Source organism: Fimbriimonadaceae bacterium (assembly GCA_023957775.1).
GTDB lineage: Bacteria > Armatimonadota > Fimbriimonadia > Fimbriimonadales > Fimbriimonadaceae > JAMLGR01.
Map to the genome: position 1 here is coordinate 39,722 of JAMLGR010000006.1, position 25,487 is coordinate 65,208.

Here is a 25,487-nt window from a genome sequence, read left to right on the forward strand (position 1 = left end):
AAACCCGTAGAGAGAAGTCTTCCAACCTCCCTCCCCCGAAAGCCCCGTCTCTTCCCTCAGAGCGGGGCTCCTTTTATGCGTCCTGGCCCATCGCGAGGAAGTAGCGGTGGAGCCGGATGTCGTCGGTCAGCTCGGGATGAAAGGACGTGCCGAGCCTCAGTCCCTGGCGAACGGCCACGACCTTGCCATCGTAGCGTCCAAGGACCTGGACTCCCTCGCCGCACCGCGTGACGATCGGGGCGCGGATGAAGACACCCAGCACGGGGGCGTCCAACCCCTCGATCGGCACCAGATCCTCGAAGCTGTGGACCTGGGCGCCGAACGCGTTGCGTTCGACCGAGATGTCGAGGAGGTCGAGCGTGTACTGATCGCGGCCGACGACTTCGTGCGCCATCAGGATCATCCCCATGCAGGTTCCCCACACGGGCATTCCGCCGCGGGCGGCCGCCTGCAGCGCCGCACCGAGGCCGTACCGCTCCATCAACAGGCCCACCGTGGTGCTCTCGCCACCGGGCAAGATCACGCGTTCGACCCCTTCGAGCTCCTCTGGGGTGCGCACGCCGACCACCTCGAGCTTCGGATCGCACCGCGAAAGAGCCGCCGCGTGCTTCTCAAAATCGCCCTGGACGGCGATGACCCCCACGGTGCGCGGCATGCCCGGATTCTACTCGCATGGCGTGTAGACTGGACGACGTGATCGATCTCATCGGGGCCCCATTGGACCACTGCGGCAAGCGGCGCGGTACCCGTCTGGGACCCGCCGCGCTGCGGCTCGCCGGGTTGACGGACGTCTTGCGGGCGCAGGGAATCGATGTTGCCGACCTGGGCGATCTGCCGGTCGGGAACGAGGCCACGGTTCGCGGCGGGTTGCGCAACTACGAGCCCGCGTTGGCGTTCCTGAAGACGCTGAAGGAGCGGGTGGCGGCCTCCCTCGAGAAGGGACGGTGCCCGCTCGTGGTCGGCGGAGACCACGCGTTGGCGATGGGAAGCGTCGCCGCCGCGTTCGAGCAGTACGGGGACGATTTGGCGGTCCTCTGGATCGACGCGCACGCCGACCTGAACACGCCAGGATCGTCGCCTTCCGGAAACCTCCACGGCATGCCGTTGTCGCTTCTTTCGGGTATGGCGAGCGGAACCGACGGACTGGCCGACGTTCAGTGGCGCGGGCTCAAGGATGCCTTGGCACCCGGGGGTTCGCTGCGGCCGGACCGACTCGCCTGGCTGGGGCTGCGCGAGGTCGACGACGGGGAGAAGGCGATCCTCCGTTCCTGGCACGGCGCCTTCACTTCAACGATGCAGGACATCGACCGCGGAGGTCTCGTGGCCACGATGACGCGTCTGGACTTTTGGCTCCGCGAGACCGGGGCGAAGGCGTTGTGGGTCAGCTTCGATGTGGATTCCCTGGATCCGGTGCTCGCCCCGGGAACGGGCACGGCGGTTCGCGGCGGTCTCACGTACCGCGAGTCCCACCTGTGCGCCGAGCTCTTGCGCGAGCAGCTCGATCGATCCGACGCCGGCTACCGCTTGGTGGGACTCGACCTGGTGGAGACCAATCCCCTGTTCGATACCAACAACCAGACCGCGACCACCGCGGTGGAGTGGATCGCCTCGCTGTTCGGCAAGACGATCCTCTAGGGGCAGCGGTAGACTCGGCCCCATGAGCGTGGAAACGGGACGTCGGGTGCTGCTGGAGGAAGCCGGGGCGCTCGAGCGATTGGCCGGGGCGCTCGACGCGTCGTTCGAGCAGGCCGTCCAGTGGTTCTTGGAGTGCGAGGGGCGGGTGATCACGTGCGGGCTGGGCAAGTCGGGGCACATCGCGCGCAAGACGGCGGGAACGCTGAGCAGCACGGGGACCCCCAGCCTGTTTCTCCACGCGGCCGAAGCGGTGCACGGCGACCTCGGCATGGTCACCCGCCGCGACATCGTGCTCCTCTACACCCACAGCGGCGAGACCGACGAGTTGGTGAAGCTTTTTCCATCGCTGCGGGCGATCGGGGCGCGCACGCTGTTGATCACGGGCCGACCGGATTCGAGCGCCGGGCGCCTGTCCGACCTCGTGCTTTCAACCCATGTGTGGGAAGAGGCGTGCCCGAACAACCTGGCGCCGACCACCAGCACCACGGCGATGCTGGCGCTGAGCGACGCCTTGGCGGTCGCGGCGATGGAGAGGCGGGCGTTCGGCCGGGAAGAGTTCGCGCGCTTCCACCCGAGCGGATCCCTGGGGAAGCGCCTGCTGCTTCGGGTGAGCGACGTGATGCGCACGGAGTCGGATCTCGCGCTCGCCTCGGCGGGCGATCCTGTGCTGGACGTGATGAGGCGCATCACCCAGGCGGGCGCAGGTGCGGCCATCGTGGTGGACGCCCAGGGTGGATTGCAGGGCGTGATCAGCGACGGCGACCTCCGCCGCCACTTTTTGAACGCCGCCCAGCCCCTCGAGGGGAGGGCCGAAGACCTGATGACGCGAGACCCCAAGCGGATCGAGGCGGGCCTGCTGGCCGCCGAGGCCCTGGAGGTCTTTCAGAACCTGCCCGTGAAGATCGGTGAGATGCCGGTGGTGGAGGAGGGGAAGGTCGTGGGCCTGCTCGCCCTCAAAGACCTCCTCCGAAGCGGCATCGTCTAACTCCCAGAGGGCTTTAGTCCTGCGAGTCGCCGTCGTTGTCGCGGTGGCTGCGGTACGCGGGACGCTCGCGCCGAGGGCCGTAATCGCGCCGATCGGCACCCATTTCGGCGACCACAAACGGGATGAGCGCCATTTCGCGGGCGCGCCGGATCGCCGAGGCGATCATGCGCTGCTGCTTCGCGGTGTTGCCGGTTTGCCGGCTTGCCAGAATCTTGCCGCGATCGTTGATGAATCGCTTGAGGGACGCCACGTCTTTGTAGTCGATCGTGTCGATCTTGTTGATGGTCAGGTAGCTGACCTTGCGGCGCCGCTTGTTCTTGAAACGTCGGTCGTCGCCACCCATCCCCGCCGCGTCTTTGTCGCGGGGATACGAGTTGCGCCCGTCGCCTTTATCTTTGATGTCTTCGCTCATCGTTGGTCCAAACACTCACACGGAGTCAGGCCGTATTCTAGCATACGGAGGCACTCTAGCGCGCGGAGCGGAACACGACGGGTTTGGCGCCGGCGGGGATCGTGAAGGTGAAATCGGCGGTCGGGGGGATGGCGTTGGGCCTCGCCTCGATCCTCCACTCGACGACGTGGGCGCGGTTGCCCACCAAGCCCCGTTCGGCGTACGAGATCGCACCCAGCCGGTAGTTGGGAGGATTGGGGTCGGGATCGCGCTGCAGTTCGAACGCCAGCACGCGGTCCGAGCCGGGCAGAGCCGCACGGTAGATTGCGAATTCGAGCTTGGGCGTGGCGTCGAAGGTGCGCCACGGCACGATGGGGTCCTGCAGGCTCCCGCTCGTGTGCAGCAGGGGCGCGAGGTCCGCCGGCATCCAACGCGTGAAGGTCGCCGTGGCTCCGCCGCACGCTTCCCGCAGAAGGCGGGCCAGGTAGCCGTCCGTCCCGTTGGCGACCGACGTGAAGGTCTGGAGCAGATCGGAGAGGTAGGAGGGCGGCATCGAGCCGTCGTAGTTGCCGTACGGCTTGGCCCCGTAGGTGTTGGCCGCGGCGTCGTAGCGCCAGAAGACGACCCCGTCGCCGACGAGGCGGGTCGCCAGGGAGCCGTTCCGGTACGAACGGGCCTCGAGGCGGGTCACGATCTGGCCCGACGCGTTGGTCGTTCGCGACCAGTAGACGTCGGTGGCGAGGGCCGTGACCTTTGAGCCCACGGTGTCCGAGCCGTCCAAGCGAAGCCAGAGGTTCCACGTGGGCCGAAGCGCCGCGAACGCCTGCTGGACCGCCGCGTCGGGCGTGAACGGCTGTGCGGCCGCCCAGGCGGGCAGAGTCGTCGCAAGGAGCAGGCCGAGAAGGCGTCGCAAAGGCACCACGAACGTACGACGCGATCCAGGCGCCTTAGGTTCCGGAGAGGCTGGGCTATAATGGGGACTCGTCGACACAACTCGATCCCTTGGTCTGGGAGGTTTGCCTTATGAATTCCAACTACGAAACATCGCATCTCTACAAGCTCCGCCACTCCGCCGCCCACCTGATGGCGCAGGCCCTTACCGAGCTTTTTCCCGGCGTCAAACTCGCGATCGGCCCCCCGATCGAGAACGGCTTCTACTACGACGTCGATCCGCCCGAGCCGATCCGCGAGGAGGACCTCGCCAAGATCGAACACCGCATGCGCGAGCTGGCGAACCTCAAACAGCCCATCGAGCGCAAGGTGGCGAAGGACCGCGACGAGGCGCGCTCGATCATCCTCGAGGAGTGCACCCTGGGGCAGGGTGAGGAGACGGCCCTGTACAAGCTCGAGCTGCTCGAAGCGGTCCCCGAGGGCGAGCCCGTCAGCTTCTACGACCAGAAGGCCGTGGACAAACAAGGCAAGGAACGCCGCTTCATCGACCTGTGCCGCGGGCCGCACATCGAAAACACGGCGGAGCTCAAGCACTTCAAGCTCATGTCGCTCGCCGGCGCATACTGGCGCGGCGACGTCAAGAACAAACAGCTCACGCGCATCTACGGGACGGCGTTCGAGTCGAAGCAGGAGCTTGAGACGTACCTGCACAACCTCGAGGAGGCCAAGAAGCGGGACCACCGGATCCTCGGCAGAGAACTGGGGCTCTTCATGTTCTCGCCGCGCGTGGGACCGGGCCTCGCGCTTTGGCTTCCCAAGGGCGCGACGCTGCGCGACACGATGGTGGAGTTCCTCAAAGGCGAGCAGCTCAAACGCGGCTACGAGCCCGTGGTGACGCCTCAGATCGCGTCGCAGCGACTGTACGAGAAGTCCGGGCACATCCTCACGTTCAAGGACAAGATGTTCCCGTTCATGGAGGACGAGGAGAAGGAGACGTTCATCCTCAAGCCGATGAACTGCCCGTTCCACATCGAAATCTACGCGGCGCAGATGCGCTCGTATCGGGACCTCCCGATCCGCTACGCCGAGTTCGGGACCGTGCACCGGTACGAGCAGAGCGGGGAAGTCACGGGCATCTTGCGCGCGCGCGGCTTCACGCAGGACGACGCGCACCTGTTTGTGCGCCCCGACCAGCTTCTCGAAGAGTTCAAGGGCGTCGTCGACCTGATGATGACGGTGCTGAAGAAGCTCGGTCTGACGGACTATCGGGCGCGTTTGGGCACGAAAGATCCAGCCTCGGACAAGTATGTCGGGCACGACGACAACTGGAAGCTCGCGACGGCCGCAATCGAACAAGCGTGCCAAGAGATGGGCATGGAGTACGAGGTGTCGGTCGGCGACGCCGCGTTTTACGGACCCAAGCTGGACCTGATCATCAAGGACGCTCTGGGCCGCGATTGGCAGATGGGCACGGTGCAGGTGGATTACAACCTGCCCGAGCGCTTCGAACTGGAGTACATCGGCGAGGACAGCAAGCCGCACCGCCCCGTGATGATCCACCGGGCGCCGTTCGGGTCGCTCGAGCGGATGATCGGGCTCTTGACGGAGCAGTATGCGGGGGCGTTTCCGCTCTGGCTGGCACCGGTGCAGGTCGCGCTGCTGCCGATCGCCGATCGCCATTTCGAGTACGCCGAGTGCCTGGCCGCGAAGCTGCGGGGTTACGAATCCCCGGCGTCCGGCCCCAAGCTGCGCGTGAGCGTGGACGATCGCCGCGAGACGCTTGGCAAGAAGATTCGCGAGAACCAGATGCAGAAGGTTCCCTACATGCTGATCCTCGGCGATCGGGACATCGAGAACGGGACCGTCGGCGTGCGCTCCCGGGAAGAGGGCGATCTGGGCGCGATGACGTTGGACGCGTTCCTCGCCCGGGTGGCTGGGGAGCTCTAGTGTAGCGTCTCAATAATCTCAGGGCAGCGAGGCCCCGGTTGGGCCCTCCGGGCCCCTCTCCCCTCCGGGGGAGAGGGGTTGGGGTGAGGGGCCCGTTTTGGCGCGGTTTCAGCTTCAATTCCAGCGATCCGGACCCCTCACCCCCAGCCCCTCTCCCCCGGAGGGGCGAGGGGTGCCTCTTGCGCCTTTCGCCACGGCCCGCTGGGAAACTAGTGAGACACTACACTAGTTTGGGAGTTCGCCGATTTCATCCGCGCACTCCCAGAGGGGGGCGAGTTTGGCATCGTTGTTGCGTTTGCCTGCACCGATGCTTGCCAGAACGAACTCCCGCGCCGGATTCTCGTTGGTCGAGATGATGGTGGTGGTCCTGATCCTTGCGATCCTCCTCGCCATTGCGGTTCCCCAGTGGTACGCCGCGCGTGGCAAGGCGCACCAGAAGGTGTGCATGACGCAGTTGCGCGAAATCGATGGGGCAAAGGAGTTCTATGCGGCGGAGCACCGTCTGCCGCCGGGTGCTCCGGTTACCGAAGCGAACTTGTGGCCCGTGTACCTCAAGGGCAGCGCGTTCCCCGCCTGCCCCGCGGGCGGGACCTACGTGATCCAGCCGATCGGCACGGCTCCCACGTGTTCCCTCGCTGGCGCCGCCACGTTCCCGCACGCGATCGACTAGCGAGAACAGATCCCCCTCGCCCCTCTGGGGGAGAAGGGGCAACCACTATTCGTTCCGCAGCGAGACCACCGGGTCCTGGCGGGCGGCCCGCACTGCGGGAAGCAGTCCGAACACTCCCCCAACCCCCGTGCACGTTCCCACCGCCAGGAACACGGTCTTCGCCTCGATCAGCGGCTTGATGGGGGTCCACTGAGCGAGGCACAGGCAGATCGCGTAGCTCAAAGCGATGCCTGCGACGCCCCCAAGCATCGCAAGCAGGAGCGACTCGAACAGGAACTGCACGAACACGTCGGAACGTCGGGCGCCCACGGTCTTGCGCACGCCGATCTCCTTGGCGCGCTCCCCCACGGACATGAGCATCACGGTCATGATGCCCACCCCTCCCACGAACAGCGCGATCGATGTGAGGCCGGTGAGGAGCCACGTGAGGATCCCGAGGATTCGAAACACGAGTTTGAGAAGATCTTGTTGGGTCTTCACCGAGTACATCGCGGGATCGAGGCGCTCCCCGAGGGCGCGTTCGACGGCCTTGACGAGCGGCCCCGGCTCGACGTCGGGCTGGGTCTGCACCATGAACCGGTGGATCTGGGGCTCGGGATTGCGAGCGGCGAACGAGGCGAACGGGACGATCGCGACGTTGGCGAAAGAGCCTGCGGAGAAGAGGCTGGCTTCGGCTTTGGGATCCGCGGTCACTCCGACGACCGTGTGGGGAACGCCGTTGATCTCCACCTTCTTGCCGAGGGCGGTTTCGTCGGGAAACAATTTCTGTTTGGCGATCGATCCGATGACGCAAACGTCTTGGGTTTCGTCGGATGCGGAGAAGGGGCGTCCCTCCTCCATCTCGGTGGGCCGAATCGAGAACCACTCCGGCCCCGTGGCGAGGACGAGGGTCGAGGGGCTGTCCTTTTCGCCCCGGCGAATGCTGCCTCCCACGAAGGTGAACGGGGTCGCCATCCGCACGCCCGGCACGCGGCGAACGCGCTCCAGGTCTTCGATCTTGAGGTAGCTGAGGCCGGCGGCGTTGGGAATGAAGAGCGTGTCGTCGTCGGCGCGGAAGGGAAGCACGACCAGCAGGTTGATCCCCAGATCCTCGACCTGGCCGCCGATATCCTCCTGCACCCCGCGGGCGATGCTCACCAGCAGCATGATCGCCATCGCCCCGACCGTGATGCCCAGAGCGCTCAGGATCGAGCGTTGCCTCTGCTCCCGGAGGCTTCGAACGGCGGCCTGGAAGTTGGTGCGCATCGCCGCCATGCGGAGATTATGAAGGGGATGCGCGCCGATGCGGGAGCGGGTGGCGGCGATCCATGCGTCTGGACTCCACGGAGGCGGATGTCCTCGGGCCCTCGGCGTCGGCTTTGCGGAACAGTTGCTACTCGGGGATGGGGCGGCCCATCGACTTGTAGATGTCCTCGATCTCCTTCACCCACTTCGCGGACTCCGCATCGTTCGGATCGAGCTTCTGCGACTCGCGGTACAGCTTGAGGGACAGCGGATACTTCTCGCGTGGCGGGATCGCATCGTCCATCATCACCGCATAGGCGTAGGCGTTGGTCGCTTGGATGAGGGCCTTCGGATCCTCGGGCGCCTTTTCGTCCTTGGGCTTCGCGGCTTCGTAGGCTTGCTTCAACTCGTCGATCGAGGCGGTGGCTTCCTTCGGGGCGGCGGCGCTCGGCTCGGGCGCAGCCGACTGTGCTTCGGGGGCCTTCGTCGCCGTGCCCGCGGCGGGAGTGGACTCCTCTTTCGAGCCGCATGAGGCGAGGGGAATGCAAATCAGAAGGGCGATCAACCCGCGTGGAATTCTCATCGCCCTTACTATATCCGACCGACTCCCGAACAACCACAAACCACAAACCACAAACCACAAACTGAAATTGGCGCGGCTGAAGGGATTCGAACCCCCGACTTCTTCCTCCGGAGGGAAGCGCTCTATCCACTGAGCTACAGCCGCACGGCCCGTTCAGAATACCCTTCGCCCGAGGACCCCGCGGACCGGCGGGGCGATCAAGTAGACTCGCATTGAATCCATGGGCGAATACAAACTCCTCCTCGAACATGCGCACGACGACGCGTATGGCACTCTCGACGGCTACAAGAAGACGGGGGGCTACGCGGCGCTCGCCAAGGCCCTGAAAGGGGACCGCCAGGCCGTGATCGACCAGGTCAAGGCGTCCGGCTTGCGCGGCCGCGGCGGGGCGGGCTTTCCCGCCTGGATCAAGTGGAACGGCATCCCCAAAGACGAGGCGAAGCCGCACTACATTTTGTGCAACGCCGACGAGGGCGAGCCTGGGACGTTCAAGGACAAGGAGCTGATGGAGCGCTGTCCCTTCCAGCTCATCGAAGGAATGAGCCTGGCCGGCTACGCCACGGGGTCGCGCGTGGGCTACATCTACATCCGCGGCGAGTTTGTCGATGCCGCCCGGTCGATGCGGCGGGCGATCGATGAAGCGCGCGAAGCGGGATACCTGGGCGAGAGGATCTTGGGATCGACGTTCTCGTTCGACATTCAGCTTCATCTCGGCGCCGGCTCATACGAGTGCGGCGAAGAGTCCGCGCTGATGAGTTCGCTGATGGGCGAGCGCGGCATGCCACGGCTCAAGTTTCCCCACGCCCCTCTTCCGACGATCGCCGGCCTTTGGGAGTGCCCGACGGTCATCAACAACGTGGAAACATACTGCTGCGCCCCGTTCATCGTGGACCGCGGCGGCGAGTGGTACGCCTCGCTCGGCGCATCCACAAAGAATTCCCGCGGCACGAAGATCTTCTCCGTGTCCGGCCATGTCGAGAAGCCAGGGAACTACGAAATCGAGTTTGGAACGTCGCTCATGGAGCTGTTGGAGCTGGCGGGCGGCATGAAAGGCGGCGCGCTCAAAGCGTGCGTGCCGGGCGGCAGCTCGGTCCCCATCCTCAACGCCGAGCAGACGCAGCGCGCGATCCTCGGTTACGAGGAGATGGCCGACGTGCAGTCGATGGTGGGCTCGGGCGGATGCATGTTCCTCAACGAGCACACGTGCATCGTCACCTTCATCTGGCGGACCGCGCTCTTCTACGCGAGAGAGTCGTGCGGCAAGTGCACGCCGTGCCGCGAGGGCACCAAGTGGCTTGAACAGATCTTGCGCCGCATCCGCAACGGCGGCGGTCGGGAGGGCGATATCCAGCTCCTGCTCGACGTGTGTTCGCAGATCGACGGGCGTTCGTTCTGCGGACTTGGCGACGCCGCGGCGTGGCCGGTGGCCGGCGCCCTGCGGGTGTTCCCCGAGGAGTTCGAGTACTTCATCAAGCACGGACGAAGCGTGGTCGATTCACCGGAGACCGCCGCCATGGCCCCCGTGTAACGCTCCCACAAAAACGCGGGGCTCCGAATTCGGAGCCCCGCGTTCTGGGGTGCTTCGGCGTGGGCTTAGCCGCCGTAGTAGTTGTCGTCCAGGTTCCACAGATAGACCGACTTGTCGGTGATGGCCGTGGTGGCCTGGTTGCCGTTGGTCGCGTAGTTGGTGCCCGCGGCCATGGCCGTGTCTTTCAGGTACTTGGCGTGGCCGTCGAGCCAGGCGACGTTGTTGCCGCCCTGGTGGCGCAGCGCGGTCTCAGCGGTGTACGGTTGGCCCGCGATCGAACCGGCGGGAGCCGTAGTGTTGAGCTTCGACCAGCCCGTGTCCAGATAGATGCAGTACACGGGGTGCGGCAGAAGGATCGGGTACATGCCCGGCGCGGCGGCCGTGTAGTAACCGTAGGTGGCTGTGTAGTTGGGGTGACGCGACTCGACGAAGAACACCGTCTCAGCCGGGAGCTGAGCCTGGGTGAAGCTGCGCGACTCGGCCACGTCGCAGTTGGGCCACGGGCTGAGGAACAGGAAGTTCAACGCGTAGAACGGGAACAGGTTCTGGTTTCGGAACCACGCGTAGGGGCCGGTGCCGAAGATGTTCGTGGGGTCGTTGGTGCTCGGATCGACCATCAACGTGAGGTTCTTGATGTAGGGCTGGATCTCCCAGACCCACGAGTCGGTCCGCTGGGTGGCGGTGGGATTCGTGAGGTAGGTGTAGTGGCCGTTCATGAGCAGCGGCATGGCGTCGTCGTAGTCGCCGCCGTACATGATCGCGGCGAGCGCGATCTGCTTGTTGTTGCTCAGCGAGCTGATCTTCTTCGCGGAGGCCTTGGCCTGGGCGAAGACCGGGAAGAGGATCGCCGCGAGGATCGCGATGATGGCGATCACGACGAGCAGTTCAATGAGGGTGAAACCCTTTCGATGGTTCATGTGTTTGTTGACCTCCGCGGTGTGCGAGTGGAGTGGGGAGGCTGCAACATCCGTGCCACAGGGGGTGCAAAAGAAGAAGGGCGCCACTCCCCTTTCGGGTTGCGGCGCCCAGCCAAGTGCTGTCAGACGTTCGACTCGTCAGCCTGTCGGCGTCCCAGTCTTGGCCCAATCCGGCGCAGGCATCGCATCGGCGGCTTGAGCCCCCTGCACGCCGCCCGCTTCCGACTTCTTCGTACCGGGGGGTATACCCCCGCTGTTCGCCGAAGTCGCCGCGGGAGGCGGTGCGGGTTCGGGTCCGCAGCCGACGACCGTGCCCATGGCCAGAAGGATTCCAGCCAACCAGATCAGCTTGTTCATCTTAGCCACCGTAGTAGTTGCTGTCCAGGTTCCACAGATAGACCGACTTGTCGGTGATGGCCGTGGTGGCCTGGTCGGGGTTGGTCGCGTAGTTGGTACCCGCGGCCATGGCCGTGTCCTTCATGTACTTGGCGTGGCCGTCGATCCAAGAGACGTTGTTGCCTCCTTGATGGCGCAACGCCGTCTCGCCGGTGTACGGGGTGCCGGCCGGCACGCCGCCCATTCCGGTCGAGTTCAGTTTCGACCAGCCCGTGTTGTAGTAGATGCAGTACACGGGGTGCGGGGCGATGATTGGATACATCCCCGGCGCGGCGGCCGTGTAGTAGCCGTACGTGTTCTGGTAGTTGGGGTGTCGCGACTCGACGAAGAACACCGTCTCGGCCGGCTTTTCGGCCTGGGTGAAGCTTCGCGACTCACCGACGTCGCAGTTGGGCCACGGGGCGAGGAACAGGAAGTTCAACGCATAGAACGGGAACAGGTTCTGGTTCCGGAACCACGCGTAGGGTCCGGTGCCGAAGATGTTCGTGGGGTCGTTGGTGCTCGGGTCGACCATCAACGTGAGGTTCTTGATGTAGGGCTGGATCTCCCAGACCCACGAGTCGGTCCGCTGGGTGGCGGTGGGACCCGTGAGGTAGGTGTAGTGGCCGTTCATGAGCAGCGGGATGGCGTCGTCGTAGTCGCCGCCGTACATGATCGCCGCGAGGGCGATCTGCTTGTTGTTGCTCAGCGAGCTGATCTTCTTGGCGGACGCCTTCGCCTGGGCGAAGACCGGGAAGAGGATCGCAGCAAGGATGGCGATGATCGCGATGACGACCAAGAGCTCAATAAGGGTAAACGCTTTTCGTTTCATGTTTCTCCTATTTGAATGATGAGGCACTCAGATTTCTGAATGAATGAGAGCCAGATGGGGTGCCTCCAGCGAGCATTATAACGCAGGAAAAGTGAAATGCCAAGGGGGCCCGTGGCCGCGGGGGCTTGAAGCGAAACGCGAAAAAAGAGGCCGCCGCTCCCCCCAAGGGAAGCGACGGCCTCGGCTGTTTCAGCGGCGAACGACCGTCAGCCCGTGGGCGTTCCGGTCTTGGCCCAATCCGGCGCAGGCATCGCATCGGCGGCTTGAGCCCCCTGCACGCCGCCCGCTTCCGACTTCTTCGTACCGGGGGGAATACCCCCGCTGTTCGCCGAAGTCGCCGCGGGAGGCGGTGCGGGCTCGGGCCCGCAGCCGATCACCGTGCCCATGGCCAGAAGGATTCCAGCCAACCAGACGAGCTTGTTCATCTTAGCCACCGTAGTAGTTGTCGTCCAGGTTCCACAGATAGACCGACTTGTCGGTGATGGCCGTGGTGGCCTGGTCGGGGTTGGTCGAGTAGTTGGTGCCCGCGGCCATAGCCGTGTCCTTCAGGTACTTGGCGTGGCCGTCGATCCAGGCGACGTTGTTGCCGCCCTGATGGCGCAACGCCGTCTCGCCGGTGTACGGGGTGCCGGCCGGCACGCCGCCCATTCCGGTCGAGTTCAGCTTCGACCAGCCCGTGTCCAGATAGATGCAGTACACGGGGTGCGGCAGCAGGATCGGGTACATGCCCGGCGCGGCGGCCGTGTAGTAACCGTACGTGTTCTGGTAGTTGGGGTGGCGCGACTCGACGAAGAACACCGTCTCAGCCGGGAGCTGAGCCTGGGTGAAGCTGCGCGACTCGGCCACGTCGCAGTTGGGCCACGGGCTGAGGAACAGGAAGTTCAGCGCGTAGTACGGGAACAGGTTCTGGTTGCGGTACCAGGCGTAGGGCCCGGAGCCGAAGATGTTGTTCGTGTCCGTCGCGCTGGGATCGACCATCAGACCCAGATTCTTGATGTAGGGCTGGATCTCCCAAACCCACGAGTCGGTCCGCTGGGTGGCGGTCGGGTTCGTCATGTACGTGTAGCTGCCGTTCATGAGCAGCGGGATGGCGTCGTCGTAGTCGCCTCCGTACATGATCGCCGCGAGGGCGATCTGCTTGTTGTTGCTCAGCGAGCTGATCTTCTTCGCGGCAGCCTTGGCCTGGGCGAAGACGGGGAACAGGATCGCCGCCAGGATCGCGATGATCGCGATCACGACGAGCAGTTCAATGAGGGTAAACGCTTTTCGTTTCATGTTTCTCCTAGTAGATATCGTAAGGCACGCTAAACAAATGAACCAAAGATGAAGGCAAGGATAGGGTGCCCTACCATTTCCTTTGACGCGCCTTAGCGCCAAAAGGTTCGTTTTGGATGCCGAATTGGAATTCAAGCCCGCGCGTGGTTTCCGTTTTCCGCCTCCGACCATGTAACAGAAAGCAATAGTGTAGACAACACTATCGATTTGTCACGAGGCGCCCAGACGGTCGCTCGACCGAACGGCCCTGGGTGGTTCCTCCCCTTCTACGCCGACGGGGCGTGGAGCGCTCCCTTCAGCGGGCGCGTTCGTGTTGGGCGAGGTGCGTCTGCACGATCTCGTCGGCCAGTTGGACGACCGTGGATTGGGGGTTGGCGCGCAGCTCGGCGAGCAGGCGGTCGACCGCGGCTTCGTCGACGGGCCCGACATACCGGTCGCCCACCTGGAGGACGGGGGCGCGGTCGCACGCGTCGAGGCACTCCACCTCTTCGAGGGTGAACATGCCATCCTCGGTGGTCTCTCCGTGGCCGATGCCGAGCTTTGCCTTCAGGTGCTCGTAGATCCCGTAGGCGCCGCACAGGTGGCACGAAAGGCACGTGCAGACCTCGATCTTGTGCTTGCCCGCCTTGTGCACGACGTTGTACATGGAATAGAACGTCGCGACCCCTTCGATCTCCGCGTAGCTGCGGTTCAATCGGAAGGCGACTTCGGCCAGGGCCTCGGGCACCAGGTTGCCGCCGTACTCGCGCTGCGCGATCCAAAGCGCGGGCAGGATGCACGCCTTGACCTCGGGGTAGTGCGACTTGAGCGCGTCGAGCTCGTGGACCGCCGCGTCGGAGAATCGAAGGGTGAGAGTTTCTGGAGCCGGGGCCTTGGGTCGCCCGTCGACGCCGCCGATGCGGAGGAGTTCGCTCATGGACCGCGCCAGTTTACCGTCCGCGGTCACTTCCCGGCCCGCGCGCGCGTACGAATCGGTAGTCATGGTGGTGCGTGTCGTGTTGGCGGTGCTCGGTCTCCTCGCGGCGCGCCCTTGTTTCGGGCAGTCGCCCGATGCGTTGCACGCCCTGATCGCCTTTCCCGATTTCGCCGTCCCGTACGAGCTCGATCTCGGCGCGCTCAACCGGATCTTTGAAGGGGCGCGTCTCGCCGAGCTGCGCTCGAAGGGCGCGCGGCGCACGCTGCCCGAAACCCTCGAACTCCTGTGGCGCACCACGGATCGCGACGCGGCCCGCGCCCTGGCCGAGGAGTCGCTTGGCAAGAACCCCGGCGCGCAGGACCGCGTCGCCGCCGAGGCGGTTCTGGGACGCATCGACGACGTGTCCTCCGCCTACGCTTCCCTGACGGGGGCGTCGCTCGCGGATCGGCGCGCTCGGGTCGCGATCGCGCAGCTCGAAGTGGAGCGCGTGCTGGGCGAGGTCTTGGGCCCCGCCGCCGGGGAGGGGTGGGCCCTCAGTCCGATGGCGGTCTTGGCGGTCGGCAAGATCATGCGGGATGTGCCGACGGCCACCGCAGAAGCGATCACCCGGGTCCGAGGAACGATCGACTCGCTGGCGGCCGACCTCGACCGACAGCTCGACGCATCGCCCCAGGACCTCGACGAGTACCGCGTGTGGCTGCGCTGCAAGAACCTGCAGACGACGCTCACGATGCTCGACACGCTCCTCAACGCGACGGTGGACCAGTGGGCGGAGAAGGTGCGGGCGCCCATGCTCGGGTTGCACGACCAGGCGTTCCAGCGTGCCTCCAAGACGGGGGATTTCGACGCCCTGGCCGAAGTGGTCGTCGGCTCCGCGGCGCTTGGCGCCCCCGGCCCTTCGGCCGCCGAGGGTTTCCAGAAGATGCTGGCCGCCGAAATCGCCGCCCTGGAGCAGGCGGCCGCCCAGCCCGACCAGCGGTTGGCCGCCCTTGTGGCGGGCGGCGCTCTCCGGTTCACCGTTCTCGGCGACGACGCGGGTGCGCTTAAGGCGCTGCGGTCCGCTTGGGAGGCGGGCGCCGAACGTCCGGAGTTGCGCAAGGCCCTGGCGTGGCCGTTGGTCGTGCTCTTCGCCTCCACCAGCGATTGGAAAGCCGGCCTCGAGTTCGTTCGTTCGGCACGCGCCCTGCTCGACGAACCGACCGTGACCCAGATCGAGGCAAAGTTTCTCTTCGAAGTGGGGTCGTACGAAGAAGCCGGAATCGCCGTGGCCAGAATCGATCGCGAGTCTCTCGTGCTCTGGCGCTCGCTGGCACTGGCGACCATCGCCGCGCGGCGCGCCCCCGACGAGGCGGCGCTCAAGGCCGTGGCGGAGGAGTACAACCGGTTGCTTCCGCTCCTCCTCGCCGGGGACGACGAAGGCCGCAAGGCCGACGCGATGTTTCTCGCGGGAATCTTGGCGGGGCTTTTGAACGACCGGGAGGGGGCGCAGGTCGCCTTGGCCGTGCTCGAGCTTCGGGAAGGGAAGTCCGCCCGTGCGCAGGCCCTGTCCAAGGCCCTCGGTCTCGGCTAGCGGTCGATCTCGCCCAGCACGATGTCGATCGAGCCGATGATCGCGATCACGTCGGCGATCAGCCGCCCGATGGCGAGGACCTCGAGGGATTTGAGGTTCATGAACGACGAGGGGCGCTCGTGCCACCGGTACGGCCGGTTCGTGCCGTCGCTGATCACGTAGAACCCGAGTTCGCCCTTGCTGCCCTCGATCCCCGCGTACGCCTCGCCCACCGGCGGGTGGTAGCCCTCGGTGAAGAGCTTGAAGTGGTGGATGAGCGACTCCATCGACGAGTCGAGTTCCGCTCGCGGGGGAGGGGCGATCTTCCGGTCCGAAGTGGCCCAGCCGCCCTCGGGAAGCCCGTCGATGGCCTGTTCGAGGATGCGGCAGCTCTCCTTCATCTCGGCGATGCGGACGAGGAACCGATCGTAAACGTCTCCGTTCGAGCCCACGGGGACCTGGAAGTCGAAATCCTCGTAGCACGAGTAGGGGTTGCTCTTACGAAGGTCCCACGGCACGCCGCTCGCTCGGGCGATCGGCCCCGAGCAGCCCAGCTCCAGGGCCTGCTTGCCGCTGAGGATGCCCACGTCGAGCGTCCGCTCCTTCCAGATCGGGTTCTCGACGAGGAGATTCTCCACCACGGCCAGTTCGCCGGGGAACGTCTTGAGGAAGCTGCGCAGCTTGGGCTCGAACCCTTCCGGCATGTCGCCGCGGAGCCCGCCGGGGACGATCCAGCTCGGCATCATGCGCACACCGGAGAACATTTCGAACAGATCGAGGATCTCTTCGCGCTGCTGCATGATGTAGAAGAACGGCGTCATGGCCCCAAGATCCAAGCCGTGGGTTCCCAGCCACACGCAGTGCGAGGCGACGCGGCTCAGTTCGGCGAGGATGACCCGCAGATACTGGGCTCGGCGGGGAATCTCGCATCCCAACAGCTTCTCGACCGCCAACGCGTGGGCGAGGTTGTTGCCGTTCGCGTTGAGGTAGTCCATGCGGTCGGTCATCACGACGCACTTGTGGTACTGCTGGTACTCGGCTTCCTTCTCCATGCCGGTGTGGAGGTAACCGATCTGGCACTTGCACGCGATGATCGTCTCGCCCTCGAGTTCGCAGATCACGCGGAGCACGCCGTGCGTCGAGGGGTGTTGGGGCCCCATGTTGACGACCATCGTGTTTTCGCCGGTTCGCTGAAAGACGGTCTCGGTGCTGGGAAGGAAGGTCTTGGCCATGGGTCTGAAGCCCGCTCAGAGGCAATCCGATGTTACCTGGAGGTGCGACGCCCGCCGGACGGGCGTGCTCCAGACAGGTGGGTGCACGTGGGTGCCACGCCCGCCGGACGGGCGTGCCCCGGACAGGTGGGTGCACGTGGGTGCCACGCCCGCTGGACGGGCGTGCTCCGGACGGGCGAGGGGCACCCGGTCCCGTTAGGAGCTGGCCGAGGCTGCCGGTCGATCCGTCGACGTGTTGCGTACGAGGAATGCGTGCTTCTTGCCGTCGGGCGTGGCGACGACGTACACGGAGTACATCGCGTTCGCCTCGATCCTGCCGCCGACCGCATCGGCCAAGCCGTTCCCGGCGAGGGTGTACTCCCCGGCGGGAAGTTCGAGCGTCTGGGTCGGAGGGTCCACGGTGAACGATCCGGCTCCCGAGAGGGAGATCTCACCGGAGGGCGCGCTGCCGTCGAGGTTGACGAAGTGCACCTGGACGTTCGGGCCGGGCCCCCACTTGGTCGCGTCGCCGACCACGGCCTCGCTGGCGATCGCGTCTCCGTCGTTGTAGACGACCAGCGTTACGCGGTCGTCGGTAGGCACTTCGACCTCGAACGATGCCGCAGGCTTGTCGTCCACGAGGAGGGCGATCGTCTGCTTCTTGCCGGAGCCGATCGGCCGGAACATCGAGGCCGTGCCGAAACCCACGTGCTCGTCGAGCGTGAAGTTGGTCCACATCACCTTGAACGATTGGTCGGTGAGATTGAGAATCCGGACGAAGCCTGGCGCGGGGCGGTTGCGGATGCGCGCCAGCGCCTCGTCTTCCTCCGAGGAGGCGCAACCCGCCGCGAGCAGAAGAAGGCCGAGCAGGGCGAAAGCGTGGGCAGATCTCATGGCGTCACCTCTCAGGATGCCAAGTCAAGGTTCCCCCTGGAAGGGGCCCGGCCCACGGTTCCAGGGGGCGAGGGCCGTATCAACTTAGAGGGGAGTCTGGGACGCGGCCCCTCCTGGTGTGTTGTTGTCGCCGGGGTTCGACGGATCCGGTTTCTGGCCATTGACGGTCGGGGTCTCCGTCGTCGGTTCGTCGCCGCCGCCACACCCGATGGCTACCAAACCAAGGCTGAGAAGCGCAAGGAATACAAGCAGGTGTTTCATCTTGTGGAATTTACCTCCCATACGAGGCGGTCATCTTGATCTGACACCAGCCTGCAGGTGGAGAAGTGTTCGGTGCAATGCCCTCGATGAACACGGAACGGCGCACTGTCCCGTAGACATGCATTCATGACCCATCGAGAGGATGGACCACAGAATCCGTCCTCAGAGTGTCACGTGATGTACTACTCGGCCTGGAGCGGACAACTTGCTCCGGTCCATACGGTGAAGTGGCGGTGTTGGCCACTGAGTAGCTCCTCGCTCAGACCCCTAGGCAACTATGGTTGGCACAGAGGATTGTCAGGTGGCTCCTCGAGATAGACCTCGTCGTACTTCCCAAACGGGATACAGATGTAGTTTCCTCCAGGACACTGCCAGACTCGATACTGATAAAAGCGACAGTACCAATTGGTTCCCAGTGCAGAGCCGGAATATCGAATTCCAGAGTAGTCGCCAATAAGGGTGGCCTCCGCGCAGAGCGTCTCACTCGTACATGGCTCACAGATATCTACCGCAGAAACTCGCCGGGACACCATGCCAAAGACCGCGGTGATCAGACACGCGAGGCAACAAAACACCATTCTTCTGTACATACGCTGTTCTCCAGTACCTCCCGCATGACGTCGGCCAGCAGGATGTTACGGTCATTATCATATAACCACCAACATATCTATGTCAATAGTTGTTTAGCCAATCTTCACAGATCAGAGTTCGAATCATCGCGTGTGCACTCCACCACGGAATCTGGACGAACGAAACGATGCCACACGTGGGTGATCCGACTGTCCTCGGTGGCTGCATACCGGAAACGGCACCGGCTGGACATCAAAGTGGACCGCCCGGAGTCCTGCTCGCTCCCCCCGCCCCCTCCCGGGGCTGGCACGATGAGTGACTCTCGTAACTGAAGTCATGATCTGGTTGAACGCGCAAAGTGTGACAAGGGATGAGCCGACAGGGGTAATGGACCACCGAACCGCACGTGCTTCGTGCATTTACTGCCATGTAGTTGGCTGGCAGGGTTGGTGCCGTGGCCAGAGGCATAAGCTGGTCGTGGGCCCTTCGTACACCGCCACATCGGTGGTCATCGGTTTGAGTTTCTTGGGCGGGCGCGGCTTGGGCCCACCGTTTCGTCTGCGCAGCCACTGCAAAGAGAATCGCGGCGAGTATTGCGATGATCGCGATGTCCGGGCGGAGATCGATGAGCGTCAAGGCTCTTCGCATGAGAGCACGGTCTTGCGAATAGGCTGGTGATGCACAACCGCTCTAGCCTCCAACCCCCGATCCGCCCTGTGTTTCTGGTGGTTGGTCACTGGTATGCGAGTATCTAGTCGGGGGACAATCGGGCCTCGATTGGAGCCAGGATCCAAACACCAATAGCCCCGAAGGCCCTGACGGACCCCCGGGACTTGGACGACGACTCCTAGCTGAAGTCGTAATCCGGTCGGAAGAGCCAAGCGTGGCAGAGATTCCACCAGTAGCTGTTGGCGCTGCCGGTGGCCGTGTAGTTGGTCCACGGATCGGTGCGGTAGTCGGTCGCTCCGGGAGCGATCGTCGCCCCGACGCGTCGAAACTTGGCGTGCGTATCGGTCATCGACCAGTTCTGCCCGCCCTTGTACAGCCAGTACGAGCTGGCCGGGTACTCGAACGTCAGGTAGAAACCACCGGTTGCCCCGTTCCCGCCGTTAGCCGTCGAACAGCCCGTGCTGCCGCGCGGCGTGTAAACGCACGGCTGCCCCGCTGTGGGGCAAGCCAGGGCCGGATTGGCGAAGCCGGTGCCGAGACCGACCCGGTTGCCGTTCGCCGCGGTGAACAGCGGGAGGTTGGACGGGGAAGCGACCGCGGTGGCGCTCCAACCGTGCAGGAACCCGTTGTACGCATAGGTCGTCGTGCCCTTGATCTTGCCTGCAGCCACCGGCACGGTCGGCTGATAGACGTAGACGGACTGGCTTGGAGCCGCCATGATCGCGTCGTTCTTCACGTACGGCTGGATCGTGTTCATCACGAAGGTTCGCGAGTAGTCCACGCGCTCCGGAGGCGTGGGCGTGGACGCCCAGTCCGCTGGAACGTACTTGCCGTAGTTGTAGCCGATCTGCCCGGTGGCGGGGTTGATGCCGTGGCCGAGGGGCATGAGATCGTCGTAGTCCGCGTCGTACATCGCGACCGCGGTGGCCAACTGTTTGACGTTGCTCAGGTCGGAAGCAGCCTTGGCCGACTCCTTCGCCTGAGCGAACACGGGGAAGAGGATCGCGGCCAAGATCGCGATGATCGCGATGACCACGAGGAGTTCGATAAGCGTAAAGGCTTTTCGCATGATTGCTGGATTCCTCCTTATGACACTTGAGACGATTTCACTGTACAGCAAGTCACGGGATTTCCAACAGGGGATTTCCTCCAACATCTCCAAAACCGAACCATGAAGTTCCTCACACGATCGGCGGGGTTGGCCGAACGCGTGGGGAGTCTAGTGTAGTGTCTCACTAGTTTCCCAGCGGGCCGTGGCGAAAGGCGCAAGAGGCACCCCTCTCCCCCAGAGGGGCGAGGGGCCCGGAGGGCCCAACCGGGGCCTCGCTGCCCTGAGATTATTGAGACACTACACTAGGTTCAAAGCAAGGAGAACGTCCTGGGGCGAAGGGAAGGGTCATGCAATGGGCGCAAGTCCACGATAGGCGGACTGCGGCGGGTCCAATGCCCCACCAGGGCCGCGTCGGTTACCTGCCCGAGACCTCGTCGGACCCCGTCTTGCCCTCGAAACTCTCGCCGGCGTGGGGGCGCGCGATGTCCTCGACGGCCGGGCCGCGGTCTCCCTTGTCGAAGAGGACGTCCTCTCCTCCTAGGGGGTACTCCTTCCGAAGGGGGTAGCCCGCCCAATCGTCGGGAAGCAGGAACCTCTGGTCTTGCTCGTTGCCCTCGAACACGACTCCGAACAGGTCGTTCACCTCGCGCTCGGGGTACTCCGCGCCGAGGAACACGTGCTTGCAGGTGGGGACCGTCTGGCCGTCGTCCACGCCGACCTTCACGAACACGCGCGAGGCGTGCTTGAGGGACATGAGGTTGTAAACCACCTCGAACCGCTCGACGAAATCCCGCTCGTGCTTCCACGTGCTGTAGTCCACGCCAAGGCACTCGCTGAAGTAGACGTACTGCAGCTCGGGGTCTTCCTTGAGGAGCGCGAGCACGTCGGCGACGGATTCGCGCCGCACGCACAGGAACAAATCGCCGCGCGACTCCTTCACTTTGAGCAAAGCGTCGCCGAAACGGGCGCGCACCTTGTCGATCTCGATCCGGTCGAGGGGCGCTTCGGCGGCCATCAGCTCGCCACCGCCATGTCCGCCTCGCCCTGGGCCCGCGTGCGCTCGGGAAGCGAGATCGTCTCGTCCCAGTTGATCGCACCGACGCGGATCGCATAGACGTAGCCGAGCACCCACGTGGACATGTAGAGCAGCATCTCGAAGAAGCTGAACACCACGTACGTGGTGTCGCCGGCCCTGGCGGCGGGCAGGAACGTCGTCATCCAGCCCCAGAGAAAGACGACTTCGATGTCGAACAGGATGAACAGCATCGCGACGAGATAGAACTTGATGGGGAACCTCTCGTGGATGTCGCCGACGGGCTCGACGCCGCACTCGTAGGGCGCGGATTTGTAGGGGGTGACCTTCTTGGGGCCGAGCACCCAACTCAGCGTGACCATCGCGGTGGAGATCAAGGCCGCGACCGCGATCAGCAACAGAACGCCCAGATAGCCTTCGAGCACGCCGAAAGTGTACCCACCGCGCCACGGAGGATAAACTGCGCCGAATGGAGTTCCGCGATGCGCTCGAGCGGGTGGTGACTGGCGGCCACCTCGACGCGCGCCAGTCGTCCGAACTGATGCGGTTCCTCGTCGGCGGCGACGCCGGCCCCGCGCAGATCGGCGCGATCCTCGCGGCGCTGCGGGCCAAAGGATGCACGGGCGAGGAGCTCGCGGGATTCGCCCAGGTGTTGCGGGAGAACGCCACGCCCGTGGACGCCCCCAGGGAACGTCTGGTGGACACGTGCGGAACCGGGGGCGGGCGCCCGACGTTCAACCTCTCGACCGCCTCGGCGATCGTGGCGTCGGCCGCGGGAGCTCGCGTCGCGAAACACGGCAACCGCGCCGTCACCAGCCTGTGCGGCAGCGCCGACGTGCTCGAAGCGGCCGGTGTGCGGCTCGAGATCGAGCCGGCAAGGGCGACGGAGCTGTTGGGAAACCTCGATCTGGCCTTTCTTTTTGCCCCGGCGCTGCACCCGACGATGCGTCTCGTGGGTCCGGCGCGGCGGGAACTGGGGGTCCGCACGGTGTTCAACCAACTGGGGCCGCTCGCCAATCCCGCGGGCGCGCCGAGGCAGGTGATCGGCGTGTACGACGAGACGCTCCTGGAGCCGATGGCGGACGCCCTGGTCCTGTTGGGCGCGGAGCGAGCCCTGGTCGTGTGGGCCGAGGAGGGGATGGACGAGGTCTCCCCATGCGGGCCGACGCGCTGGGAGGGCGTCGCGGACGGCGAGCGAACCTCGGGCCGCTGGAGCCCGGACAGCTTCGGGCTGGACCCGCTTCCACCGGCCGCGCTGGCCCCGGGCGAAACGCTCGAGCGGAGCGCCGCCATTCTCTGGGAGGCGATTTCGGATCCCGATTCCGCGCGATGCGCAGCCCTGCTTCCGGGGGCGGCCGCCACCCTTTGGTGCGCGGGGGTGGTCCCCGACCTGCGGGAAGGCGTGGCCCTTGCGCTCCAGGCCGTCGCGTCCGGTGCGGCACGCGCGCGCCTCGCCTCGTACGCGGAGGCGTCCCACCAGCCATGAACCGGCTCGCGCAGATTCTCCAGACCAAGCGCGCCGAGCTCGTCGAAGCGATGGCGGCGACGCCCCTTGCGGCGTTGGAGTCCCGACTGGCCGCCAGCCCGCCTCCCCGCGGCTTTCTCGCCGCGCTGGAGCGAGCCCAGCCCGGCCCGGCGCTGATCGCCGAAGCGAAGAAGGCCAGCCCTTCGCGCGGGCTCATTCGACCCGATTTCGAGGTCGTATCGGTCGTCCGCGCGTACGAGTCCGCGGGCGCCCATGCGCTCAGCGTGCTGACCGACGCGACGTTCTTTCAAGGAAGCAACGACAATCTCGTTCGGGCAAGGGAGGCCACCCGGCTTCCGGTTTTGCGCAAGGATTTCACGCTCGAACCTTATCAAATCGTGGAGTCTCGGGTCTTGGGGGCGGATGCCGTGCTGCTGATCGTCGCGGCGCTTTCCGAGCCGGCCCTTGTCGAAATGCACGCCCTGGGGCGCTCGCTGGGCATGGACGTGCTGGTCGAGGTCCACGACGAGGACGAGGCGGAGATCGCCCTGCGCCACGGATTTCCGCTGATCGGGGTGAACAACCGCGACCTGTCGACGTTCGCCACGGACCCCGGCACGTCGTCGGCGCTGGTGCCGCGTTTGGCCCGGCACGCGTTCGTGGTCAGCGAGAGCGCGTTGGAGAGCGCGGAGGACGTGACGCGCGCGCGCGCGTCGGGCGCGCGGGCGGTGCTGATCGGCACGGCGTTCTGCGCGGCGCCCGACATCGAGCCGAAGGTGCGCGAGGTGATGGGTTGGTGACGCGCGTGAAGGTGTGCGGGGTGACGCGCTTCGACGATTGCGAGGTCGCGCTCGATGCCGGGGCCGACGCGCTGGGTTTCGTGATGGAGGCGGGCAGCCCCCGCCGCCTGCACGACGCGTCTTTGCCGGCCGCGGTGGGACCGCTTGCCCTTTGCGTCTCCGTTTACGGCGTCTACCTTCCCGGCACCGAGGTCTGTCCGTGGGTGCAGTGCTCCTCGGGGACCCCGGACGCGGCCTTCATCCGAGCCGTTCGCCTGAGACCCGAATCGACCGTGGAGTCCGTGCTCGCGCAGCTTGGCGACGAAATCAGTAAGCCGGCCGCGGTGCTGCTCGACGCGTTCGACGGCGCGGTGGCGGGGGGCACGGGCCGCCTCGTGGACTGGGGCTTGGCCGCCGAACTCGTGCAGGCCCTTCCTCTTCCCGTGATTCTGGCGGGCGGCCTGGGGCCGGAGAACGTGGGTGAGGCCGTACGCAAGGTTCGGCCCTACGGGGTGGATGCCAGCAGCGGCCTGGAAGTTTCGCCCGGAATCAAGAGTCACGAGCGGGTGCGCGCGTTCGTCCTCGAAGCCAAAGGCGCCTAGGGAAACATAAAAAGTGCGGGAACGCTGAAAGGAGAGCAAAGCACGTTCCCGCAAGGCTTCGTCCAAGACCTGGCCCTTCCGTCGCTTGCGCGTCCTTGCGAGGGCCTCGGTTTCTTGGCGCGCTGACATTATAGACGTTGAAAGTCATAACAAACGTCTCATATTTTCGATTACATGTAACACTTTTCCACTACATTCTGGGGACGATTTCCCCATCGCGCGCGTTGAGTGGGGTGTGCAGGAGAGGCAATCGTCGGGTTTTCCAACCCGCTGGTATACTCTCGCGGAACCGACAGGAGGTGCGCGCGCTTGGCCGCAGCCATTGTTACGAAACAGCTCACGAAAAGCTACAAATCTCGATCCGCGGGCGTCGTCAACGTTGTAGACCATCTTGATCTCGTCGTCGAAGAGGGCGAGATTTTTGGTTTCTTGGGGCCCAACGGCGCCGGGAAGACGACGACGATCAAGATGCTTCTGGGCATCATCTACCCGACCTCGGGCGAGGCGTACGTGCTCGACAAAGAGATCGGGGACATGGACGTGCACCGCGTCATCAGCTACCTTCCGGAGCGCCCGTACTACTACGAGCACATGACCGGCTTGGAGCTGCTGAAGTTCTACGGCTCGCTTTTCGGAATCGACGACGTGGAGAAGTGCCAGCGGCTGCTCGAGAAGGTCAACCTCGCGGGCGACGCGACGAAGACGATCTCGCAGTACTCGAAGGGCATGCAGCAGCGGGTCGGGCTCGCCCAGAGTCTCCTGAACGACCCCAAACTCCTGTTTCTGGACGAGCCGACGGGCGGCTTGGACCCCATCGCGCACACGGAAATCCGCGACCTGATCCTGCAGTTCCGGGACGAGGGGCGCACCGTGTTCATCTCGAGCCACGAGTTGAGCGAAGTCGAGCGCATCTGCGATCGCGTCGCGATCATCAACCGAGGCAAGATCGAGCGCCAGGGGTCTTTGGACGACCTGCTGCGCGGCGGTCGGATCGAGATCGTGGCCGACGGCATCGACAAGGAGTTTGCGGACTCGGTCAAGCTGAGCGACGACAGCATCGTCTCGTTCAGCGGCGAGCGCCTGATCGTGGACATGCCCGAAGAGCAGGACGTGAACGGCCTGCTCGATTCGATCCGGTCGAAGAAGGGCCGGGTGGTCAGCGTGATCCCCCGTCGCCGCCGGTTGGAGGACCTCTTCGTCGAGACGGTCCGCAACGTGAAGATTTAGGAGAATG

General features: G+C 64.9%; 25 protein-coding genes, 1 tRNA gene and 2 pseudogenes. 10 read left to right on the forward strand and 18 right to left on the reverse strand.

The genetic code is table 11. The features are described from left to right. Positions 1-73: 73 nt before the first annotated feature. The gene (pdxT, locus tag M9921_06460; GenBank protein MCO5296484.1) at positions 74-655 is read right to left on the reverse strand and encodes a pyridoxal 5'-phosphate synthase glutaminase subunit PdxT; all 582 of its coding nucleotides are present in this window, start codon (positions 653-655) and stop codon (positions 74-76) included. A gap of 17 nt (positions 656-672) precedes the next feature. Between pdxT and rocF the strand changes: the two genes are divergently transcribed. Then, entirely contained in the window at positions 673-1,635 is a 963-nt protein-coding gene (gene rocF / locus M9921_06465) for an arginase (protein MCO5296485.1), read from the forward strand. Positions 1,636-1,657: 22 nt separating this feature from the next. Next, positions 1,658-2,620, forward strand: coding sequence for a KpsF/GutQ family sugar-phosphate isomerase (locus M9921_06470; protein MCO5296486.1), 963 nt, complete (start codon positions 1,658-1,660; stop codon positions 2,618-2,620). A 115-nt stretch (positions 2,621-2,735) separates the two neighbouring features. On the opposite strand, the pseudogene rpsR reads toward M9921_06470, so the two are convergent. Beyond that, positions 2,736-2,963: pseudogene (gene rpsR / locus M9921_06475) on the reverse strand (30S ribosomal protein S18). Positions 2,964-3,087: 124 nt separating this feature from the next. Beyond that, on the reverse strand, positions 3,088-3,924 hold the full coding sequence (locus tag M9921_06480) for a hypothetical protein (GenBank protein ID MCO5296487.1): 837 nt from the start codon (positions 3,922-3,924) through the stop codon (positions 3,088-3,090). Positions 3,925-4,034: 110 nt separating this feature from the next. Here M9921_06480 and thrS point away from each other — a divergent pair, with 110 nt between their 5' ends. Next, on the forward strand, positions 4,035-5,849 hold the full coding sequence (gene thrS / locus M9921_06485; protein MCO5296488.1) for a threonine--tRNA ligase: 1,815 nt from the start codon (positions 4,035-4,037) through the stop codon (positions 5,847-5,849). A 307-nt stretch (positions 5,850-6,156) separates the two neighbouring features. Then, complete coding sequence (locus M9921_06490) at positions 6,157-6,519, forward strand: prepilin-type N-terminal cleavage/methylation domain-containing protein (protein MCO5296489.1); 363 nt, start codon at positions 6,157-6,159, stop codon at positions 6,517-6,519. Between the two features lie 45 nt (positions 6,520-6,564). Here M9921_06490 and M9921_06495 read toward each other — a convergent pair whose 3' ends face one another. The 3 genes from M9921_06495 to M9921_06505 all read right to left on the reverse strand — a co-directional run bounded on the left by M9921_06495 (position 6,565) and on the right by M9921_06505 (position 8,470). Beyond that, entirely contained in the window at positions 6,565-7,773 is a 1,209-nt protein-coding gene (locus M9921_06495; GenBank protein MCO5296490.1) for an ABC transporter permease, read from the reverse strand. Between the two features lie 118 nt (positions 7,774-7,891). After that, a complete protein-coding gene (locus tag M9921_06500; GenBank protein MCO5296491.1) occupies positions 7,892-8,326 on the reverse strand; it encodes a hypothetical protein in 435 nt (144 codons plus the stop codon). A gap of 68 nt (positions 8,327-8,394) precedes the next feature. Further along, positions 8,395-8,470 (reverse strand) — tRNA-Arg (locus tag M9921_06505). Between the two features lie 76 nt (positions 8,471-8,546). On the opposite strand from M9921_06505, the gene nuoF reads away from it, so the two are divergent. Next, positions 8,547-9,854 carry an NADH-quinone oxidoreductase subunit NuoF gene (nuoF, locus tag M9921_06510; GenBank protein ID MCO5296492.1) on the forward strand — a complete coding sequence of 436 codons (1,308 nt, stop codon included), beginning with the start codon at positions 8,547-8,549 and terminating at the stop codon, positions 9,852-9,854. Positions 9,855-10,696: 842 nt separating this feature from the next. On the opposite strand, the pseudogene M9921_06515 reads toward nuoF, so the two are convergent. The 6 genes and pseudogenes from M9921_06515 to M9921_06540 all read right to left on the reverse strand — a co-directional run bounded on the left by M9921_06515 (position 10,697) and on the right by M9921_06540 (position 14,169). Next, a pseudogene (locus M9921_06515) lies at positions 10,697-10,771 on the reverse strand (prepilin-type N-terminal cleavage/methylation domain-containing protein). A 138-nt stretch (positions 10,772-10,909) separates the two neighbouring features. Further along, positions 10,910-11,128, reverse strand: coding sequence for a hypothetical protein (locus M9921_06520; GenBank protein MCO5296493.1), 219 nt, complete (start codon positions 11,126-11,128; stop codon positions 10,910-10,912). A 1-nt stretch (position 11,129) separates the two neighbouring features. Beyond that, a complete protein-coding gene (locus M9921_06525) occupies positions 11,130-11,978 on the reverse strand; it encodes a prepilin-type N-terminal cleavage/methylation domain-containing protein (protein MCO5296494.1) in 849 nt (282 codons plus the stop codon). A 206-nt stretch (positions 11,979-12,184) separates the two neighbouring features. Continuing rightward, positions 12,185-12,403, reverse strand: coding sequence for a hypothetical protein (locus tag M9921_06530; protein MCO5296495.1), 219 nt, complete (start codon positions 12,401-12,403; stop codon positions 12,185-12,187). Position 12,404: 1 nt separating this feature from the next. After that, positions 12,405-13,253, reverse strand: coding sequence for a prepilin-type N-terminal cleavage/methylation domain-containing protein (locus M9921_06535; GenBank protein ID MCO5296496.1), 849 nt, complete (start codon positions 13,251-13,253; stop codon positions 12,405-12,407). Between the two features lie 295 nt (positions 13,254-13,548). Further along, positions 13,549-14,169 (reverse strand): NAD(P)H-dependent oxidoreductase subunit E, encoded by a 621-nt coding sequence (locus tag M9921_06540; GenBank protein MCO5296497.1) that lies wholly within the window; start codon positions 14,167-14,169, stop codon positions 13,549-13,551. On the opposite strand from M9921_06540, the gene M9921_06545 reads away from it, so the two are divergent. Then, the gene (locus M9921_06545; protein ID MCO5296498.1) at positions 14,168-15,739 is read left to right on the forward strand and encodes a hypothetical protein; all 1,572 of its coding nucleotides are present in this window, start codon (positions 14,168-14,170) and stop codon (positions 15,737-15,739) included. The genes M9921_06540 and M9921_06545 overlap by 2 nt on opposite strands. Here M9921_06545 and nuoD read toward each other — a convergent pair. The 6 genes from nuoD to ndhC all read right to left on the reverse strand — a co-directional run bounded on the left by nuoD (position 15,736) and on the right by ndhC (position 21,832). Next, positions 15,736-16,950, reverse strand: coding sequence for an NADH dehydrogenase (quinone) subunit D (nuoD, locus tag M9921_06550; GenBank protein MCO5296499.1), 1,215 nt, complete (start codon positions 16,948-16,950; stop codon positions 15,736-15,738). The genes M9921_06545 and nuoD overlap by 4 nt on opposite strands. Before the next feature lie 195 nt (positions 16,951-17,145). Beyond that, entirely contained in the window at positions 17,146-17,823 is a 678-nt protein-coding gene (locus tag M9921_06555; GenBank protein ID MCO5296500.1) for a hypothetical protein, read from the reverse strand. Between the two features lie 84 nt (positions 17,824-17,907). Next, the gene (locus tag M9921_06560) at positions 17,908-18,084 is read right to left on the reverse strand and encodes a hypothetical protein (GenBank protein MCO5296501.1); all 177 of its coding nucleotides are present in this window, start codon (positions 18,082-18,084) and stop codon (positions 17,908-17,910) included. A gap of 1,417 nt (positions 18,085-19,501) precedes the next feature. Beyond that, positions 19,502-20,392: a prepilin-type N-terminal cleavage/methylation domain-containing protein gene (locus tag M9921_06565; GenBank protein MCO5296502.1), complete on the reverse strand. Its 891-nt coding sequence runs from the start codon at positions 20,390-20,392 to the stop codon at positions 19,502-19,504. A 397-nt stretch (positions 20,393-20,789) separates the two neighbouring features. Further along, entirely contained in the window at positions 20,790-21,389 is a 600-nt protein-coding gene (locus M9921_06570; GenBank protein ID MCO5296503.1) for an NADH-quinone oxidoreductase subunit C, read from the reverse strand. Continuing rightward, entirely contained in the window at positions 21,389-21,832 is a 444-nt protein-coding gene (gene ndhC / locus M9921_06575) for an NADH-quinone oxidoreductase subunit A (GenBank protein ID MCO5296504.1), read from the reverse strand. Before ndhC ends, M9921_06570 begins: the two co-directional genes overlap by 1 nt. Positions 21,833-21,876: 44 nt before the next feature. Here ndhC and trpD point away from each other — a divergent pair, with 44 nt between their 5' ends. The 4 genes from trpD (at position 21,877) to M9921_06595 (ending at position 25,480) form a co-directional block, all read left to right on the forward strand. Beyond that, positions 21,877-22,893 (forward strand): anthranilate phosphoribosyltransferase, encoded by a 1,017-nt coding sequence (gene trpD / locus M9921_06580; GenBank protein ID MCO5296505.1) that lies wholly within the window; start codon positions 21,877-21,879, stop codon positions 22,891-22,893. Then, a complete protein-coding gene (gene trpC / locus M9921_06585) occupies positions 22,890-23,672 on the forward strand; it encodes an indole-3-glycerol phosphate synthase TrpC (GenBank protein MCO5296506.1) in 783 nt (260 codons plus the stop codon). Before trpD ends, trpC begins: the two co-directional genes overlap by 4 nt. Then, a complete protein-coding gene (locus M9921_06590) occupies positions 23,669-24,253 on the forward strand; it encodes a phosphoribosylanthranilate isomerase (GenBank protein ID MCO5296507.1) in 585 nt (194 codons plus the stop codon). The genes trpC and M9921_06590 overlap by 4 nt, the downstream gene beginning before the upstream one ends. A gap of 309 nt (positions 24,254-24,562) precedes the next feature. Beyond that, the gene (locus M9921_06595; protein MCO5296508.1) at positions 24,563-25,480 is read left to right on the forward strand and encodes an ABC transporter ATP-binding protein; all 918 of its coding nucleotides are present in this window, start codon (positions 24,563-24,565) and stop codon (positions 25,478-25,480) included. Positions 25,481-25,487: the final 7 nt, after the last annotated feature.

What these genes read in the sequence shown, in the direction of transcription:
- pdxT (MCO5296484.1), bottom strand. Translation starts at nt 655, where the DNA reads ATGCCGCGCACCGTGGGGGTCATCGCCGTCCAGGGCGATTTTGAGAAG.
- rocF (MCO5296485.1), top strand. Translation starts at nt 673, where the DNA reads ATGGCGTGTAGACTGGACGACGTGATCGATCTCATCGGGGCCCCATTG.
- M9921_06470 (MCO5296486.1), top strand. Translation starts at nt 1,658, where the DNA reads ATGAGCGTGGAAACGGGACGTCGGGTGCTGCTGGAGGAAGCCGGGGCG.
- thrS (MCO5296488.1), top strand. Translation starts at nt 4,035, where the DNA reads ATGAATTCCAACTACGAAACATCGCATCTCTACAAGCTCCGCCACTCC.
- M9921_06490 (MCO5296489.1), top strand. Translation starts at nt 6,157, where the DNA reads ATGCTTGCCAGAACGAACTCCCGCGCCGGATTCTCGTTGGTCGAGATG.
- M9921_06495 (MCO5296490.1), bottom strand. Translation starts at nt 7,773, where the DNA reads ATGGCGGCGATGCGCACCAACTTCCAGGCCGCCGTTCGAAGCCTCCGG.
- M9921_06500 (MCO5296491.1), bottom strand. Translation starts at nt 8,326, where the DNA reads ATGAGAATTCCACGCGGGTTGATCGCCCTTCTGATTTGCATTCCCCTC.
- nuoF (MCO5296492.1), top strand. Translation starts at nt 8,547, where the DNA reads ATGGGCGAATACAAACTCCTCCTCGAACATGCGCACGACGACGCGTAT.
- M9921_06520 (MCO5296493.1), bottom strand. Translation starts at nt 11,128, where the DNA reads ATGAACAAGCTGATCTGGTTGGCTGGAATCCTTCTGGCCATGGGCACG.
- M9921_06525 (MCO5296494.1), bottom strand. Translation starts at nt 11,978, where the DNA reads ATGAAACGAAAAGCGTTTACCCTTATTGAGCTCTTGGTCGTCATCGCG.
- M9921_06530 (MCO5296495.1), bottom strand. Translation starts at nt 12,403, where the DNA reads ATGAACAAGCTCGTCTGGTTGGCTGGAATCCTTCTGGCCATGGGCACG.
- M9921_06535 (MCO5296496.1), bottom strand. Translation starts at nt 13,253, where the DNA reads ATGAAACGAAAAGCGTTTACCCTCATTGAACTGCTCGTCGTGATCGCG.
- M9921_06545 (MCO5296498.1), top strand. Translation starts at nt 14,168, where the DNA reads ATGGACCGCGCCAGTTTACCGTCCGCGGTCACTTCCCGGCCCGCGCGC.
- M9921_06540 (MCO5296497.1), bottom strand. Translation starts at nt 14,169, where the DNA reads ATGAGCGAACTCCTCCGCATCGGCGGCGTCGACGGGCGACCCAAGGCC.
- nuoD (MCO5296499.1), bottom strand. Translation starts at nt 16,950, where the DNA reads ATGGCCAAGACCTTCCTTCCCAGCACCGAGACCGTCTTTCAGCGAACC.
- M9921_06555 (MCO5296500.1), bottom strand. Translation starts at nt 17,823, where the DNA reads ATGAGATCTGCCCACGCTTTCGCCCTGCTCGGCCTTCTTCTGCTCGCG.
- M9921_06560 (MCO5296501.1), bottom strand. Translation starts at nt 18,084, where the DNA reads ATGAAACACCTGCTTGTATTCCTTGCGCTTCTCAGCCTTGGTTTGGTA.
- M9921_06565 (MCO5296502.1), bottom strand. Translation starts at nt 20,392, where the DNA reads ATGCGAAAAGCCTTTACGCTTATCGAACTCCTCGTGGTCATCGCGATC.
- M9921_06570 (MCO5296503.1), bottom strand. Translation starts at nt 21,389, where the DNA reads ATGGCCGCCGAAGCGCCCCTCGACCGGATCGAGATCGACAAGGTGCGC.
- trpD (MCO5296505.1), top strand. Translation starts at nt 21,877, where the DNA reads ATGGAGTTCCGCGATGCGCTCGAGCGGGTGGTGACTGGCGGCCACCTC.
- trpC (MCO5296506.1), top strand. Translation starts at nt 22,890, where the DNA reads ATGAACCGGCTCGCGCAGATTCTCCAGACCAAGCGCGCCGAGCTCGTC.